The sequence below is a fragment of the Serratia sp. JKS296 genome, assembly GCF_900215445.1.
GTDB lineage: Bacteria > Pseudomonadota > Gammaproteobacteria > Enterobacterales > Enterobacteriaceae > Serratia > Serratia marcescens.
Genome location: NZ_OCMX01000001.1, coordinates 3,009,411 through 3,026,271, shown reverse-complemented (window position 1 = coordinate 3,026,271; position 16,861 = coordinate 3,009,411). Strand labels below are relative to the sequence as shown.

Below are 16,861 nucleotides of genomic sequence, written 5' to 3'. Positions count from 1 at the left end.
GTCGGGGCGGTGAATGACAAAACCCGATCTCTGCCGTCACCTTAGGTAAGAAAGGCGAGTGATTCATTAGCTGAATAATTCAATTTGTCCGCTAATTTTCAGCGCCGTGTTAAGAAGTGTCAATAATTCTTTACCATTTGTGATCGCCTCCGCAATCCCCTTGCCGCAACAGGGACTATACTTAACTTATCAAAGTGGGTTAACAAGTTGCAGCGTTATCCCGGTTGGCACATGGCAATCATGGAGGTGGCATATGAAACGTAGAAGCGCGGACAGAGTGGGCAACTTTTTTATGGGGCTGGGGCTGGTCGTGATGATCGGCGGTGTCGGATACTCCATTATTGCTGAAGTATCCCAGTTCAATCTGCCGCAGTTTTTCGCCCACGGCGCCATCATGAGCATCTTCGTCGGCGCGCTGTTGTGGCTGGTGGGCGCGCGTATCGGCGGCCGCGAGCAGGTGGCGGATCGCTACTGGTGGGTAAAACACTTTGATAAACGGTGCCGCAACGATCAACATCGTTCGTCGCATTGATTAAAAAAACAGAAGGGAAGCAAGAGCAGGGCAAGGGAACATCTGCCGTGCATTAAGGTTTGAGGTCATGTCGGACTACGAGTAGAAAACCCGTTGTTGCTCACGCACCAACGGGTTTTTCTTTTTCTGCTGTCGAGCGCGCTATCTTTCCGGCGCAGTGGGCGCCGCACCGGAAAGATGACGGATCAATGCTCGAACATCGCAGAGATCGACTCTTCGTTGCTGATGCGGCGGATGGCTTCAGCCAGCATGCCGGACAGGGTCAGAGTGCGAACGTTTTTCAGTGCCTTGATTTCCGGCGACAGCGGAATGGTGTCGCAGACGATCACTTCATCAATCACCGAGTTCTTGATGTTGTCCACGGCGTTGCCGGAGAAGATCGGGTGCGTCGCGTAGGCGAATACGCGCTTGGCACCGCGTTCTTTCAACGCTTCAGCCGCTTTACACAAGGTGCCGCCGGTGTCGATCATGTCGTCGACCAGCACGCAGTCGCGGCCTGCCACGTCACCGATGATGTGCATCACCTGAGAAACGTTCGCGCGCGGGCGGCGTTTGTCGATGATGGCCATATCGGTGTCGTTCAGCAGTTTGGCGATGGCGCGGGCGCGCACGACGCCGCCGATGTCCGGGGAAACCACGATCGGGTTTTCCAGGTTCTGCTGCAGCATGTCTTCCAGCAGGATCGGGCTGCCGAACACGTTGTCTACCGGTACGTCGAAGAAGCCTTGAATCTGCTCAGCATGCAGATCCACCGTCAGAACGCGGTCAACCCCTACGCTGGAGAGGAAATCGGCGACAACCTTGGCGGTGATTGGCACACGCGCGGAACGCACGCGGCGATCCTGGCGGGCATAGCCGAAGTAAGGGATAACGGCGGTAATACGACCTGCGGAGGCGCGACGCAGGGCGTCGACCATCACAACCAGTTCCATCAGGTTGTCGTTGGTCGGGGCACAGGTGGACTGGATGATGAAAATATCACCGCCGCGTACATTTTCGTTGATTTGCACGCTCACTTCGCCGTCGCTAAAACGACCTACAGCGGCGTCACCAAGGCTGGTGTACAAACGGTTGGCAATACGTTGTGCTAGTTCCGGGGTGGCGTTACCAGCAAAAAGCTTCATATCAGGCACGAGAAGAACCTCAGGCTTGCGTCCAGAGAAGATATTGTCATGCGACATCGCCAAGGGGCAGTCGGCGACGCCGGCGCAATATACATACGGGTATGTAAAACTAAAATTGAGACCGCAGGCAGCGCAGGGATAACAGGGCCAGGTGTGCATGACCCTGCGCAGCGAAACGTTGAGCTACGACTCAAACCGCCCGGAACGAATGCGATGTAGTGGGGAGACGTTAACGCCGCGCGCTACAAAACCACACAACCACTCCGGGGCTTGATTTAACACCTGACGGGCGGCGATTTCTGTGTCGAATTCAGCAAACACACAAGCACCTGTGCCAGTCAGGCGTGACGGGGCGTATTCTAACAGCCATGAAAGAAGCTGTTCAACCTCGCGAAAACGTTTTCTTGCGATCGGTTCGCAATCATTTGCGTACGGCGCCTGCAACAGCTCACTTAAGGAGCGAACCGGGGTGTTTCTTTTTAATTCGGGGTCGCCGAAGATAACCGGCGTCGGGATGCCGACGCCGGGATGCGCCACCAGATACCATTTTTCCTGCGGCTCGGCCGGCTGCAGACGCTCGCCGATGCCTTCGGCGAAGGCGGCGTGGCCGCGCACGAACACCGGCACATCGGCGCCGAGGCTGAGCCCCAATGCAGCCAGTTGGTCGTCGCCAAGACCGCAGCGCCACAGTTCGTTCAGCGCCACCAGCACGGTGGCGGCGTTGGAGGAGCCGCCGCCCAAACCGCCGCCCATCGGCAGGCGCTTGTCGATGCTGATGTCGGCGCCGCGCGGCGCGGTCTGCAGACCCTGTTCATCACAATAGCGCTGCAGCAGGCGGGCGGCGCGCACGATCAGGTTCTGCTCGTCCGGCACGCCGTCGACCGGCGTCAGCAGGTTAATGCGATCGTCCTGGCGCGGGTCAATGGTCAGGGTGTCGCCGTAGTCCAAAAACTGGAACAGCGTTTGCAGCAGGTGATAGCCGTCTTCACGACGGCCGGTGATGTACAGAAACAGGTTGAGTTTCGCGGGGGAGGGCCACTGGCGGATCATTTGAGCGTCCAGTTATCCATTTTCAGCTTGATGCGCTGGTCGCCCTGCTGCAGCTCCAGACGGTTCGGCAGCGTCGGCTGCACCTCGGTGCTGTAGCTCTGGTAATCCACTTTCCAGGTCTGGCCGCCTTGCTGGTAGGTCAGTTTGCTCAGTCGATATTGGTCATCCAGCGCAAAATCGCTGGCTTCGCCCGGCAGGCCGACCATCCACTGGCGCAGGTTGTTCAGCGGGATCGCCATGCCGGTCAGCTTGCGGATCATCTCTTCCGGGTTGTCGCTGACGTAGCGTTTGCCCTGGTTGTCGGTCAGCTGCACCACGTTTTTCTGTACGTTGAGATCCATTTCCGTGCTGCCCAGCGGGTTAGTCAGCAGCAGGCGGTAGCGCTCCGGCGAAAACTGTTGCCAGAAGAAGCGGGCATAGACTTTTTTCTGATCAGACAAGTAGGCGAAAGAGCCGCGGGTCTGATAGGTGCTAAGCTGCTGCACCGCCTGCTCATGGGCGCGCCACTGCGGTGAGGTCGGGCTGGTGGCCGGGCCGGTCGGCTTGGTGGTGGTACAGGCGGCCAGCACCAGGCTGGCCAGCGGGATCAGACGGAGCAAACTAACTTTGCGTATTGGCATAACTTTTTCTTGTCCTTTTGTCCTTGCGGGCATGCGCGACGAAACCCGGATTCAGCGCTCACGCTAACGGGGCGCCGGCGGCGCGTCAATTTTTTGCTGCATCGCGTTGAATCTTGCCGCGTTTACCGGCGTAGTGCCAACGCGGCGCGCGCGTCGGGGTTGCCATTAAGCGTAACACAATCGCCTGAAGGCGGGGGAGGCGCTCCCGATAAGCGGTGCAGAGTTGCGCAAACGCCGCCGTTATGTGCGTCGAATAGCGTGCGCGTCATCGCAAACTGCGCTAAAATTTAAACAATCAACCTACCCTTTGACTATTTATCCCGCTGTATTTATTACTTATTCATTAATTGATGTCGTCTATGACAGCGATTGAACGGAAGATGCGGTTGTTACTTTTATTGATCCCGCGCATCAAGTAGAATGCCGTTCAACGAGAACCCGTACCAACAGAAGTATTACTCGAAGCAATGACCCTGCTGGCGTTAGGTATAAATCACAAAACCGCTCCGGTTTCTCTGCGTGAAAGGGTGACCTTCTCGCCAGAGTCCATCGATGAGGCGCTGACCAGCTTGCTCCAACAACCGTTGGTGCAGGGCGGCGTCGTGTTGTCCACCTGCAACCGCACCGAGCTGTACCTCAGCGTGGAGCAGCAGGAGCACATGCACGAACAGCTGGTCGCCTGGCTGTGCGCCTACCACAACCTGCGTCCGGAAGAGGTGAAGAAAAGCCTCTACTGGCATCAAGGCAACGACGCGGTCAGCCATCTGATGCGGGTGGCCAGCGGGTTGGACTCGCTGGTGCTGGGCGAACCGCAAATCCTCGGCCAGGTGAAAAAGGCCTTCGCCGAATCCCAACGCGGCCAGTCGCTGTCCGGCGAGCTGGAGCGGCTGTTCCAGAAATCCTTCTCCGTTGCCAAGCGCGTGCGCACCGAAACCGACATCGGCGCCAGCGCGGTCTCCGTGGCTTTCGCCGCCTGTACGCTGGCGCGGCAGATCTTCGAATCTCTGGCCGATCTCAACGTCTTGCTGGTGGGCGCCGGTGAAACCATCGAGCTGGTGGCGCGCCACCTGCGCGAGCACAAAGTGCGGCACATGATCATCGCTAACCGCACCCGCGAGCGCGCGCAATTGCTGGCGGACGAAGTCGGCGCGGAAGTGATCACCCTGCCGGAGATCGACGAACGCCTGGCGGACGCCGACATCATCATCAGTTCCACCGCCAGCCCGCTGCCAATCATCGGAAAAGGGATGGTGGAGCGCGCGCTGAAGGCGCGCCGCAACCAGCCGATGCTGCTGGTGGATATCGCCGTACCGCGCGATATCGAACCGGAGGTCGGCAAACTGGCCAACGCCTATCTGTACAGCGTGGACGATCTGCACGCCATCATTCAAAGCAATCTGGCGCAGCGCAAAGCGGCGGCGGTGCAGGCGGAGTCGATCGTGCAGCAGGAAAGCACCAACTTCATGGCCTGGCTGCGCTCGCAGGGCGCGGTGGAAACCATCCGCGACTACCGTTCGCAGGCCGACCAGATCCGCGCAGAGATGGAGGCCAAAGCGCTGGCCGCCATCGCGCAGGGCGCCAGCGTGGAGCAGGTTATTCACGAGCTGGCCCATAAACTGACCAACCGTCTTATTCATGCCCCTACCAAATCCCTCCAGCAGGCCGCCGGCGACGGCGACGTGGAGCGGTTGCAGTTATTACGCGACAGCCTCGGGCTGGATCAGCATTAGTTTTCTCTATTAACAGGGTTTATTACCACGCATGAAGCCTTCTATTGTTGCCAAACTGGAAGCGTTACAAGAGCGCCATGAAGAAGTGCAGGCGCTGCTCGGCGATGCCGGCGTCATCGCCGAGCAAGACCGGTTCCGCGCGCTGTCGCGAGAATACGCGCAGCTGACCGACGTCAGCCGCTGCTTCCTGGAATGGCGTCAGGTGCAGGAGGATCTGGAGACGGCGGAAATGATGCTGGACGATCCGGAAATGCGCGAGATGGCGCAGGAAGAGCTGAAACAGGCGCGGGCGACCAGCGAAGCGCTGGAACAGCAGCTGCAGGTGTTGCTGCTGCCAAAAGATCCGGACGATGAGCGCAGCTGCTTCCTCGAAGTGCGCGCCGGCACCGGCGGCGATGAGGCGGCGATCTTCGCCGGCGATCTGTTCCGCATGTACAGCCGCTATGCGGAAAGCCGCCGCTGGCGCGTCGAGGTGATGAGCGCCAACGAAGGCGAACACGGCGGCTTCAAAGAAGTGATCGCCAAAGTTTCCGGCGACGGCGTGTACGGCCAGCTGAAGTTTGAATCCGGCGGCCACCGCGTGCAGCGCGTGCCGGAAACCGAATCCCAGGGGCGCATCCACACCTCCGCCTGTACCGTGGCGGTGATGCCGGAAGTGCCGGAAGCCGAGCTGCCGGACATCAACCCGGGCGATCTGAAAATCGACACCTTCCGCTCCTCCGGCGCCGGTGGTCAGCACGTTAACACCACCGACTCGGCGATCCGCATCACCCACCTGCCGACCGGCATCGTGGTGGAGTGCCAGGACGAACGTTCGCAGCACAAAAACAAAGCCAAGGCGATGTCGGTGCTGGGCGCGCGCATTCGCGCCGCCGAGATGGCCAAGCGCCAGCAGGCCGAGGCGTCCACGCGCCGCAACCTGCTGGGCAGCGGCGATCGTTCCGACCGCAACCGCACCTACAACTTCCCGCAGGGGCGGGTGACCGACCACCGTATCAACCTGACGCTCTACCGTCTGGACGAAGTGATGGAAGGCAAACTGGACATGCTGATCCAGCCGATCGTGCAGGAGTATCAGGCCGATCAGCTGGCTGCGCTGTCCGCCGAGCAAGAGTGATGGACTATCAACACTGGCTGAAAGCCGCCGCCGCGCGTCTGACCCACAGCGACAGCGCCCGGCGCGACGCGGAAATCCTGTTGGGTTTCGTGACCGGCAAGGCCAGAACCTTCCTGATGGCGTTCGGGGAAACCCTGCTGACGCCGCCGCAGCAACAGCAACTGGAGACGCTGCTGGCGCGCCGCGAACGCGGTGAGCCGGTGGCCTATCTGGTGGGTGAGCGCGAGTTTTGGTCGCTGCCGCTGTCGGTCTCGCCCGCGACGCTGATCCCACGCCCGGATACCGAATGCCTGGTGGAGCTGGCGCTGGCGCGCCTGCCGCCGCAATCCTGTCACTTTCTCGATCTCGGCACCGGCACCGGCGCCATCGCGCTGGCGCTGGCCAGCGAGCGCCCGGATTGTTCGGCAATCGGCGTCGATGTGCAGCCGGACGCAGTTGCGCTGGCGCAGCACAATGCGCACAAGCTGAGGATCGACAACGTCCGATTTCTACAGGGCAGCTGGTTTGCGCCCGTCGCGGGGCAACGCTTTGCGCTGATCGCCAGCAATCCGCCCTATATCGACGCCGCCGATCCGCATTTGTCACAGGGCGACGTGCGCTTCGAGCCGGGCAGCGCGCTGGTCGCCGCCGATCGCGGGCTGGCGGATCTGGCCGCCATCGTGCGCCAGGCGCCGCACTATTTGCAGCCGCAGGGCTGGCTGCTATTGGAACATGGTTGGCAGCAGGGCGAGAGCGTGCGCGCGCTGCTGCAGGCCGCCGGATTTTCCGCTGTCGCCACCCACCGTGATTACGGCGACAACGACCGCGTGACGCTCGGCCAATGGCCGGGATAAGCGCCCCTCATAATAACGACGCCCGGGCCATTTAAGGGAGCATCATGACTGCATACACCGCGTTGAAACATTTCCATTTGCTGACGGTCGCCATCAGTATTACCTTGTTTGTGCTGCGTTTCTACTGGCAGTGGCGCCGCTCGCCGATCATGGGGCGCCGCTGGGTCAAGGTAGCGCCGCACCTGAATGACACGCTGCTGTTCGTCAGCGGCATCGCGCTGGTGGTGACGTTCGGGTTTTATCCGCTGCTGGGTATGGACTCATGGCTGACCGAGAAGCTGTTTGGCGTTATTATCTATATCCTGCTTGGCTATGTCGCATTGGGCAAGAAGACCAAAAGTCAGCGGCTGCGAACCGTGGCGTTCGTGCTGGCGTTGGGCTGTCTGTATCTGATAATTAAACTTGCCACGACGAAAATACCGTTTCTGATGGGATACCTATGAGTAGCATTGCTGATTTTGAATTTAACACCTCGCCGCTGAGCGAAGGGGTGATCCTGGTGTCGCAGTCGGTGCGGCGCGACTTCCCGGCTGCCGACGTGGAGCGAAAGCTGCAACAGCTGGTGGATGAAGCGCGTGCGGCAGTGCCGGTCGATATCACTCAGGAGCAGCAACTGGATGCGCTCATTGAACTGTTCTACAAGACCTGGGGATTCGGCGGCGCCAGCGGCGTGTACCGCCTGTCGGACGCCATCTGGCTGGACAAGGTGCTGGAAGGGCGGCAGGGCACGCCGGTCTCTCTGGGCACCATTTTCCTGCACATCGCCAACGCGCTGGATCTGCCGCTGCTGCCGGTGATTTTCCCCACCCAGCTGATCCTGCGCGCCGATTGGCTGGACGAAGAGCTGTGGCTGATCAACCCGCTGAACGGCGAAACCCTGAGTGAGCACCAGCTGGAAGTGTGGATCAAGGGCAACCTGGGGCTGGGTGCCGAGCTGGAAGACGACGACCTCGATGAGTCGGAGAACATCATGGTGGTGCGCAAGATGCTGGACACGTTGAAGGCCGCCCTGATGGAAGAAAAGCAGCTGGAAATGGCGCTGCGCACCAGCGAAACGGTGCTGTGCTTCGATCCGGAAGATCCGTACGAGATCCGCGACCGCGGGCTGATTTATGCCCAGCTGGAGTGCAACCACATCGCGATTTCCGATCTCAACTATTTTGTCGAGCAGTGTCCTGAAGACCCGGTCAGCGAAGTGATCAAAGTACAGATCCACTCGATTGAGCCGAAACAGGTGACGCTGCATTAATTCAATGACTCCGTGCAGTTTGCAAGGCGACGGTAACAACCTTAACAAAGGCGAAAGCATGAAACAGAAAGTGGTTAGCATTGGCGACATCGACGTAGCAAACGACCTGCCGTTTGTGCTGTTTGGCGGTATGAACGTGCTGGAATCGCGCGATCTGGCGATGAGCATCTGCGAGCACTACGTCACCGTGACGCAAAAACTGGGCATTCCTTACGTATTCAAAGCTTCCTTCGACAAAGCCAACCGTTCTTCCATCCACTCGTACCGCGGTCCGGGCCTGGAAGAAGGGATGAAGATCTTCGAAGAGCTGAAAAAAACCTTCGGCGTGAAAATCATCACCGACGTGCATGAAGCGGCGCAGGCGCAGCCGGTTTCCGAAGTGGTTGATGTGATCCAACTGCCGGCCTTCCTGGCGCGTCAGACCGATCTGGTGGAAGCGATGGCGAAAACCGGCGCGGTGATCAACGTCAAGAAGCCGCAGTTCGTCAGCCCGGGGCAGATGGGCAACATTGTCGACAAGTTCAAAGAGGGCGGCAACGACCAGGTGATCCTGTGCGATCGCGGCAGCAACTTTGGCTATGACAACCTGGTGGTCGACATGCTGGGCATCAACGTGATGAAGAACGTCACTGGCGGCCATCCGGTGATCTTCGACGTGACCCACGCGCTGCAGACCCGCGATCCATTCGGTGCCGCGTCCGGCGGCCGCCGCGCTCAGGTGGCCGAGTTGGCGCGCGCCGGTATGGCGGTTGGCCTGGCCGGCCTGTTCCTCGAAGCGCACCCGGATCCGAACAACGCCAAGTGCGACGGTCCTTCCGCGCTGCCGTTGGACAAACTGGAACCGTTCCTGGCGCAGATGAAAGCCATTGACGACCTGGTGAAGAGCTTCCCGGAGCTGGATACCAGCAACTAAGCGCTCGTCGCCATAAAAAAAGCCCGACTTGTCGGGCTTTTTTACGTTTAGGCGCCGGTGGCCGCCAGCGCTTCCGGCAGGGTCGGATAGAACTGCAAGCGGCCCTCGATCGGCTGCACCCGCGCGCGCGCCAGGGTTTTCAGCGGCTGGAATGGCACGTCGGTGATCACCAGCTTTTTATCCGCCGGCAGCACGTCGATAAAGCGCCGCAGGGCGTTCAGGCCGCCGGCGTCGAGCACCGGCACCGCATCCCACTGCAGCACGATTGTTCGGTAGTCCTCGCTGCGCGCCAGCAGTTCGCTAAAGATGCGCTCGGCGGCGGCGAAGAACAGCGGGCCATTCACTCGCAGCACCAGACGGCCGTCATCGGTGCTCAGTTCGCTTAGCCGCGTCATGCGGGCGATGCGGCGCATAAACAGCAGCGACGCCAACACGATGCCCACGGTAATGGCGATCACCATGTCGAACAACACCGTCAGCGACATGCACAGCAGCAGTACCAGAATGTCGTCCTTCGGCGCCCGGCGCAGCAGGTAAATCACTTTGTGAGCCTCGCTCATGTTCCAGGCGACCATCAACAGCAGCGCCGCCATCGCCGCCAGCGGCAGATAAGAGAGCCATGGCGCCAGAACCAGCAGCGCCAACAGCACCAGCAGCGCGTGGATGATGGCGGACACCGGCGAGGTGGCGCCGGCGCGCACGTTGGCGGCCGAGCGGGCAATCGCGGCGGTCGCGGTGATGCCGCCGAAGAACGGCGCGATGATGTTGCCCGCGCCCTGGCCGATCAGTTCGCTGTTCGAGTTATGCTTCTTGCCGGTCATGCCGTCGAGCACCACCGCGCACAGCAGCGATTCGATCGCCCCGAGCATCGCCATCGAAAACGCCGCCGGCAACAGGGCGGAAACGGTTTGCCAACTCAGAGTGAACGGCTGCCCGCCGCCGCCCGGCAGATCCCAGGGCAGCAGCAGCTGCGGCAAGATAGGCGGGATGCCCTGGCCGCTGCTGCCATCGGCCAGCAGGTAGCTGAAGCGGGAGCCGATGGTCGCCACCGGGTGGTCAAACAGCGTCAGCAGCCCCATCAGCGCGGTGCCCGCCAGCAGCGCCGGCAGGTGGCCTGGCACCCGCAGGCCGAGCTTGGGCCAGAAGATCAGGATCAGCAGCGTCACGGCGCCGATCAGGGTATCGCCGAAATCCAGCGTCGGCAGCGCCTGCAGCAGGGCGTACAGCTTGCCGACGTAATTTTCCGGCGTGTGCGCCAGCTGCAGGCCGAAAAAGTCCTTGATCTGCATGGTGGCGATGGTGATGGCGATGCCGGAGGTAAAGCCGAGCGTCACCGGCAGCGGAATGTACTCGATCAGCCGGCCAAAGCGCGCCAGCCCCATCAGCAGCAGAAATACCCCGGAGATCAGCGTGGCGACCAGCAGGCCGGCCAGGCCGAACTGCTGAGAAACCGGATACAGGATCACTACGAAGGCGGCGGTGGGGCCGGAGACGCTGTAGCGCGAACCGCCGCTGACGGCGATGACGATGCCGGCGATGGCGGCGGTATACAGGCCGTACTGCGGCGGCACGCCGCTGGCGATCGCCAGCGCCATCGCCAGCGGGATGGCGATAATACCGACCGTCACCCCGGCGATAGCGTCTTTCAGCAACCGCGCCAGGTTATAAGGTTCCCGCCAGCAGGCGTCTATCAGCGCGCTGAAGGGGCGAATTTTGTTTATTTCATGGGTTTTCATCTACGGTGCGTACCAAATCTTCAAAAGTGAAAGGAATGGCGGGCCCGATGAGGTCCGTCTTGTCACGTGACAGATACCATACGCCTTTTGTTCAGCGGATTACCAGACCTGTGTCAATTTGGCGCAGGAAATCAGAGAGTCGCCCTTTTGTTCGGCGCTAAATGCCGAAAATAGAGAAGTCAGCCGCAGATTCTGCGGCTGAAAAGGAAAGTGACAGTCAAGGTTTTAACGGTTATTGCAGGGCGGGCAGGGATAAGCCGAGAAAGTGGGCTAAAGTGCTCACCAATAGTTGGTGATCTTCCTTCTGCGGCGCGCCGGAAATGCTGATGCTGCCGACGCAGCCGAGGCCGGTCAGGGTGAGCGGGAAGGCGCCGCCGTGCACCGAATAGTCGCGCACGCTCAGCCCGTAACGCTCCTCCAGCGACGTTTGCCGCTGCTGCAGGCGCAGGCCGATGGCGTAAGAGCTTTTGTGAAAATGGTTCACCAGATTGCGCTTGCGCCGCACCCAGTCGGCAATGTCCGGCGTGGCGCCCGGCATGGCGTAATAAAACAGCGTCTGCCCGGCCAGTTGGATCTCGATGGCGATGCTCAGGCCGCGCCGCTCGGCGGCGGTTTTCAGCGCCGCGCCCAGTTCCCAGGCGGTGGCGGCGTCAAAATGGGTAAAGGCCAGCGTCGCTTCCTGTTCGCTGAGCGCTTGCAGTTCATCGTCGATATTCATGCGGTTCTCCCCCGATAACACAACGCTCAGAGTAGCCTGAAGCGTGCGTCGTGAGATAGACGGCTTGGCGATAAGATAGAACTGCTACTCTATTAATAGACTGTGTATCCCTATGGATTTCAAATTGCAGCTAGGCGCCCAGCGATCGCATCCCCAGGAGCTTCCTCAGGTAAGTGACTGGGGTGAGAGCGTGCAGGTAACAACGCTGCGGTTTGAAAGACGACGGGTATAAATGGCCGCCGCCGAAGCGGAGACGACAGGGATGCGTTATTCAACGTCTGCACATTACCCCCCTGGCGATCCCGAGGAGCGCGCTGACTATTTATGACTTACATTGCGTCCATTTCCACCCTTTACAGCGACGCCTGCATCACCTACGCGACGTTGTCGATAAGCTATTTCCTTCTCAGCAAGAATGCCCCTTTTTCTTATCAATCCGCACTGTGGAAGCGCGTTGTTTTCGGCCTGCTGGCCGGGGTGGCGGTGCTGTATTTGAGCCAGGATCGGCTGGAGCTGACCGATAAGGTGCATTACAGCTTTGCTATGATCCCGATGATATTGGTGACTTTCTTCGGCGGCGGCGTCAGCGGGCTGGTGAGTTTTCTGTTCGCCATGGCGCTGACCGGCGGTTTCACCGTCGATAACTTGTTCATCGCCTCGATCGTCGCGCCGCTGCTGCTGTCGCGGGTGTGGCTGAAGAAATCCCATCGGGTGTTTTACCTGACGATCGGCGTCATCGCGCTGTATCGCATCGTTGTGGTGTGGCTGTTGGTGGACCTGAGCGGGCTGTGGCCGGATGTGTTGCTGTACCAGGCGGCTTCGGCGCTCTGTCTGGCGATTTGTTATCATGCGCTGAATTTCAAAGAGCGCCATATCTACGCCTATTTCGCGATGCGCGCGCGCGCCACTACCGACAGCCTGACCCACATCAACAACCGCGCCAGCGTCGATTATCAGCTGATGCTGCAGCGTGCCGAGCGCCGCCCGTGTGGGCTGATGATCCTCGATTTGGATAACTTCAAAAGCATCAACGATACCTACGGTCATCCGGCCGGTGACGTGCTGCTGGCCAGCGTCGGCCGGCTGCTGCAAAACAGCGTGCGCAATGAGGACTTCGTCGGGCGCTACGGTGGCGAAGAGTTTATGGTGATCACCGCCAGCTACGATCCGAAGGTCATCGGCGGGGTGGCGGAGCGCATTCGCAGCGCGGTTGAGAGCTCGACGTTCTTGCTGAATGCGCATGACGAAGCGCACATCACGCTGTCGATCGGCGTGTCGCTGTATCTGCCGGGCATGACGCTGGACAAGGCGATCGCCATGACCGACGAGGCCTTGTATGAGGCGAAGCGCGGCGGTAAAAACCGGGTGGTGACCAGCCGCGTGATGCAGCTGGCGCCGCTGGGCGCCGGATTCCCGCGCGAATAAGCCGCCTCCGCCGCCACGGCGGGGGCGTTGGCTCAGGCCGCCAGCGTATGCTCGCGGAAGGCGTTCAGCAGCTCTTCGGTGAACGACAGGCGTTTTTGGCGATCGGCCAGATCGAGCGTGAACTTCAGCTTGCTCGGGCCGTCCAGGCGGTAAACCTGCGGATTGCCCTGCAACAGGCCGATCAGATAACCCGGATCGACGCGGTTGTTGTCGCCGAACTCGATAAAGCCGCCGCGCTCGTTGCTCTCGATGCGTTTGATCCCCAGTTTCTGCGCATGCAGGCGCAGCGCCGCGCACTGCAACAGATTGCGCGCCGCATCCGGCAGTTGACCGAAGCGGTCGATCAGCTCGACCTTCAGCTCGTCAAGCTCACCGTCGTTTTTCGCGCTGGCGATACGCTTATACAGGGACAGGCGGGTATTGACGTCGGGAATGAAATCTTCCGGCAGCAGCGCCGGCATGCGCAACTCTACCTCGGTCTGGCTGCTGGTGAGATCTTCCAGCGACGGTTCTCGGCCGTTTTTCAACGCGTCGACGGCGCTTTCCAGCAGCTCCATATAGAGCGAGAAGCCGACGGTGGTCATCTGGCCGCTCTGATCTTCTCCAAGCAGCTCACCGGCGCCGCGGATCTCCAGATCGTGGGTCGCCAGCGCGAAACCGGCGCCGAGATCTTCCAGCGACGCGATGGCCTCGAGCCGTTTATGAGCGTCGGTGCCCATGGCTTTCGGGTTTGGCGTCAGCAGATAGGCGTAAGCCTGGTGGTGCGAACGCCCGACGCGGCCGCGCAGTTGGTGCAGCTGCGCCAGGCCGAAGCGATCGGCCCGCTCGATGATGATGGTGTTGGCGCTGGGGATATCGATGCCGGTTTCGATGATAGTGGTGCACACCAGCACGTTGAAGCGCTGGTGGTGGAAATCGTTCATCACCCGCTCCAGATCGCGTTCGCGCATCTGGCCGTGGCCGATGGCGATGCGCGCTTCCGGCACCAGCTCAGCCAGGCGCTGCGCCGCTTTCTCGATGTTTTCCACGTCGTTGTAGAGGTAGTAAACCTGGCCGCCGCGCAGCACTTCGCGCAGGATCGCCTCGCGCACCACCAGACTGTCGTATTCGCGCACGAAGGTCTTCACCGCCAGCCGGCGCGCCGGTGGGGTGGCGATGATCGACAGATCGCGCATGCCGCTCATCGCCATGTTCAGCGTACGCGGGATCGGCGTGGCGGTCAGCGTCAGGATATCGACGTCGGCGCGCATCGCTTTGATGCGTTCCTTGTGGCGCACGCCAAAGCGGTGCTCTTCATCGACGATCAGCAGCCCCAGGTCTTTCCAGCGCAGATCGCTCTGCAACAGCTTGTGGGTGCCGATAATGATGTCCACTTTGCCTTCGGCCGCGTCGTCCAGCACCTGCTGCTGCTCTTTGGCGCTGCGGAAACGCGACATCATCTCGATGCGGATCGGCCAGGTGGCGAAGCGATCGCGGAAGTTGTCGAAGTGCTGCTGCGCCAGCAGTGTCGTCGGCACCAGGACCGCCACCTGCTTGCCGTTTTCCACCGCCAGGAAGGCGGCGCGCATCGCCACTTCGGTTTTACCGAAGCCGACGTCGCCGCACACCAGGCGGTCCATCGCCAGCGGCTGACACATGTCGCTCAGCACCGCGTTGATCGCCTGTTCCTGATCCGGCGTGGTTTCGAACGGGAAGCTCTGGCAGAACAGCTGGTACTGCTCGCGGTTGTGTTTGAAGGCGAAACCGGCCTTGGCGGCGCGCTGGGCGTAGATATCCAGCAGCTCGGCCGCTACGTCGCGCACCCGCTCGGCCGCTTTCTGCCGCGCGCGCGTCCAGGCGTCGCCACCCAGTTTGTGCAGCGGAGCGTTTTCGTCCGCGCCGCCGGCGTAGCGGCTGATCAGATGCAGCGAGGACACCGGCACGTACAGCTTGTCCTCACCGGCGTAGGAGAGGATCAGGTATTCGGCCTTGATGCCGCCGGCTTCCAGCGTGGTCAGGCCGACGTAGCGACCAACGCCGTGCTCCAGGTGCACCACCGGCTGGCCGGGATGCAGCTCCGCCAGGTTGCGGATCAGGGTATCGGTGTTGATGGTGCGCCGGTTGTCCTGCCGGCGGCGGCTGACGCGCTCGCCGAGCAGATCGCTTTCGCAGATCAGCGCCCGCTGGCGCAGGCCGTCGAGGAAGCCGTGTTCGGCGGCGCCGACCATCATGTAACGGCCTGTCGTCTCCGCCTGATCGAGACGCTGAATCAGCGCCGGCGCCAGCTTGATGCGGCCGAGCAGATCCTGCAGCGTTTCACGCCGCCCCTCGCTCTCGACGGAGAAAATCACGCTACCGTCGAAGCCTTCGATAAAGCGCCGCAAATTATCCAGTGGGGATTTATGCTGCGCCTGCACCGCCAGATCGGGCAGGGCATGGTAATCCAGATTGGTATTGCCGGCCTTGGCCGGCAGCTCATCGGTTTTCAGCGCGATGCGCGGCCAGGCCTTCAGCTCGCCGAACAGCGCATCAACGCGCAGCCACAGCGTATCCGGCGCCAGCAGCGGACGCATCGGATCGACGCGGCGGCTTTCGTAACGCTGGTTGACGTCCTGCCAGAAGCGCTCGGCGGCGCCCTCCAGATCGCCGGTATTGACGATCAGCGTATTGGCCGGCAGGTAGCTGAACAGCGACGGCAGCGGCTGGCTGAAGAACAGCGGCTGCCAGTATTCGATACCGGCGGGCCAGGCGCTTTTGCTGACCTGCTGATAGATGTGCTCGGCGTCGCGACGCACCTCAAACTGCTCGCGCCACTGGCTGCGGAACAGCTCGATGGCGTTCTTGTCGGTGGGGAACTCGTGGGCCGGCAACAGATTGATGGCCTCGACTTCGCTCAGCGTGCGCTGGGTATCGACGTCGAAGATGCGCAGACTGTCGATTTCGTCATCGAAAAAGTCGATGCGGTAAGGCTCATCGCTGCCCATCGGGTAAAGATCGAGCAGCGCGCCGCGGGTGGCGAATTCGCCATGCTCCATCACCTGATCGACGCTGCGGTAACCGGCCTGTTCCAACTGCGCGCGCAGCTTGTCGCGCGACAGGCGCTGGCCTTTCTTCATCACCAGCGCGTGGCCGTGCAGGAATTCGTGCGGGCAGACGCGCTGCATCAGGGTGTTGACCGGCAGAATGATCACGCCGCGCGCCATGGTCGGCAGGTGATACAGGCTCGACAAACGATCCGAGATGATTTCCTGATGCGGCGAGAAGCTGTCGTACGGCAGGGTTTCCCAGTCGGACAGCGTGGTCACCATCTGATCGGTGAACTGCTGGATCTCGTCGCGCAGCCGCAGGGCGTTTTGCATGTCCGGCGCGATCAGCATCACCGGGCCAGGGTGGCGTTCGACGATCTCGGCGCACTCCACGGCACAGGCCGCGCCGGTCAGTTGCCCCAGTTGGCGCAGATCGCCCGCGCGATCGGGCAGAGAATAACGGGGGGATGAAGAACGGTTACGGCTATCGGAAGTGCTCATTCAGGTATCTTTAATCAATGTGTTGGATGGCGTCCCGGCACGGATAACCCAGCGCCTTTATGCTGTTTATAGTAGCCCAGCGGCCGGCAAACTGACACAGCAAAAAGCGCTGCTCATCAATTTTCTGCCGGTTATTTAACCGGTTAATGCCGTCTGTTTTTTGCGGCTGAAGATAAATAACGCGCGAAGCTGCCGCCGTCTCCCTCTTCGCCGCCACGCAATAAAAGGCCCTCGGGTGTTCCCTAAACGAGGGAGAGCCTTTATTATCCATGATCACTTTGCTTAAGCCACGGCTATCAAACGGATTT

Annotated in this window: 15 protein-coding genes; 8 read left to right on the top strand and 7 right to left on the bottom strand. The window is 60.8% G+C overall.

What is annotated here, in order from left to right:
• Positions 1-253: 253 nt before the first annotated feature.
• Positions 254-532: a stress-induced protein YchH gene (ychH, locus tag CRO23_RS14435; RefSeq protein WP_004941056.1), complete on the top strand. Its 279-nt coding sequence runs from the start codon at positions 254-256 to the stop codon at positions 530-532.
• Between the two features lie 185 nt (positions 533-717).
• On the opposite strand, the gene prs is transcribed toward ychH, so the two are convergent.
• The 3 genes from prs to lolB form a co-directional block, all read right to left on the bottom strand.
• Positions 718-1,665 (bottom strand): ribose-phosphate diphosphokinase, encoded by a 948-nt coding sequence (gene prs / locus CRO23_RS14430; RefSeq protein WP_004941061.1) that lies wholly within the window; start codon positions 1,663-1,665, stop codon positions 718-720.
• A 174-nt stretch (positions 1,666-1,839) separates the two neighbouring features.
• Positions 1,840-2,706: a 4-(cytidine 5'-diphospho)-2-C-methyl-D-erythritol kinase gene (gene ispE / locus CRO23_RS14425; protein WP_016928102.1), complete on the bottom strand. Its 867-nt coding sequence runs from the start codon at positions 2,704-2,706 to the stop codon at positions 1,840-1,842.
• On the bottom strand, positions 2,703-3,326 hold the full coding sequence (lolB, locus tag CRO23_RS14420; protein WP_004941069.1) for a lipoprotein insertase outer membrane protein LolB: 624 nt from the start codon (positions 3,324-3,326) through the stop codon (positions 2,703-2,705). Before lolB ends, ispE begins: the two co-directional genes overlap by 4 nt.
• Positions 3,327-3,793: 467 nt before the next feature.
• Between lolB and hemA the strand changes: the two genes are divergently transcribed.
• The 6 genes from hemA to kdsA are packed head-to-tail and all read left to right on the top strand — an operon-like array spanning position 3,794 to position 9,168.
• The gene (gene hemA, locus CRO23_RS14415; RefSeq protein ID WP_016928100.1) at positions 3,794-5,056 is read left to right on the top strand and encodes a glutamyl-tRNA reductase; all 1,263 of its coding nucleotides are present in this window, start codon (positions 3,794-3,796) and stop codon (positions 5,054-5,056) included.
• 31 nt (positions 5,057-5,087) lie between these two features.
• A complete protein-coding gene (gene prfA / locus CRO23_RS14410) occupies positions 5,088-6,173 on the top strand; it encodes a peptide chain release factor 1 (RefSeq protein WP_016928099.1) in 1,086 nt (361 codons plus the stop codon).
• Positions 6,173-7,006, top strand: a complete 834-nt coding sequence (gene prmC / locus CRO23_RS14405) for a peptide chain release factor N(5)-glutamine methyltransferase (protein WP_097102321.1) — start codon at positions 6,173-6,175, stop codon at positions 7,004-7,006. Before prfA ends, prmC begins: the two co-directional genes overlap by 1 nt.
• Before the next feature lie 41 nt (positions 7,007-7,047).
• Positions 7,048-7,449: a SirB2 family protein gene (locus CRO23_RS14400; RefSeq protein ID WP_170913124.1), complete on the top strand. Its 402-nt coding sequence runs from the start codon at positions 7,048-7,050 to the stop codon at positions 7,447-7,449.
• Complete coding sequence (sirB1, locus tag CRO23_RS14395) at positions 7,446-8,255, top strand: invasion regulator SirB1 (protein WP_016928096.1); 810 nt, start codon at positions 7,446-7,448, stop codon at positions 8,253-8,255. Before CRO23_RS14400 ends, sirB1 begins: the two co-directional genes overlap by 4 nt.
• A 58-nt stretch (positions 8,256-8,313) precedes the next feature.
• Positions 8,314-9,168, top strand: a complete 855-nt coding sequence (gene kdsA / locus CRO23_RS14390; RefSeq protein ID WP_004941087.1) for a 3-deoxy-8-phosphooctulonate synthase — start codon at positions 8,314-8,316, stop codon at positions 9,166-9,168.
• A gap of 47 nt (positions 9,169-9,215) precedes the next feature.
• On the opposite strand, the gene dauA is transcribed toward kdsA, so the two are convergent.
• Both dauA and CRO23_RS14380 read right to left on the bottom strand, forming a co-directional pair.
• Positions 9,216-10,904, bottom strand: coding sequence for a C4-dicarboxylic acid transporter DauA (dauA, locus tag CRO23_RS14385; RefSeq protein ID WP_016928094.1), 1,689 nt, complete (start codon positions 10,902-10,904; stop codon positions 9,216-9,218).
• Between the two features lie 232 nt (positions 10,905-11,136).
• The gene (locus tag CRO23_RS14380) at positions 11,137-11,622 is read right to left on the bottom strand and encodes a heme-degrading domain-containing protein (protein ID WP_004941092.1); all 486 of its coding nucleotides are present in this window, start codon (positions 11,620-11,622) and stop codon (positions 11,137-11,139) included.
• A gap of 324 nt (positions 11,623-11,946) precedes the next feature.
• Here CRO23_RS14380 and CRO23_RS14370 point away from each other — a divergent pair, with 324 nt between their 5' ends.
• Positions 11,947-13,047, top strand: coding sequence for a GGDEF domain-containing protein (locus CRO23_RS14370; protein WP_016928092.1), 1,101 nt, complete (start codon positions 11,947-11,949; stop codon positions 13,045-13,047).
• Between the two features lie 32 nt (positions 13,048-13,079).
• Here CRO23_RS14370 and mfd read toward each other — a convergent pair whose 3' ends face one another.
• Positions 13,080-16,553 (bottom strand): transcription-repair coupling factor, encoded by a 3,474-nt coding sequence (gene mfd / locus CRO23_RS14365; protein WP_049300657.1) that lies wholly within the window; start codon positions 16,551-16,553, stop codon positions 13,080-13,082.
• Positions 16,554-16,563: 10 nt separating this feature from the next.
• Positions 16,564-16,824 carry a hypothetical protein gene (locus tag CRO23_RS14360; RefSeq protein WP_097102317.1) on the bottom strand — a complete coding sequence of 87 codons (261 nt, stop codon included), beginning with the start codon at positions 16,822-16,824 and terminating at the stop codon, positions 16,564-16,566.
• Between the last annotated feature and the right edge of the window lie 37 nt (positions 16,825-16,861).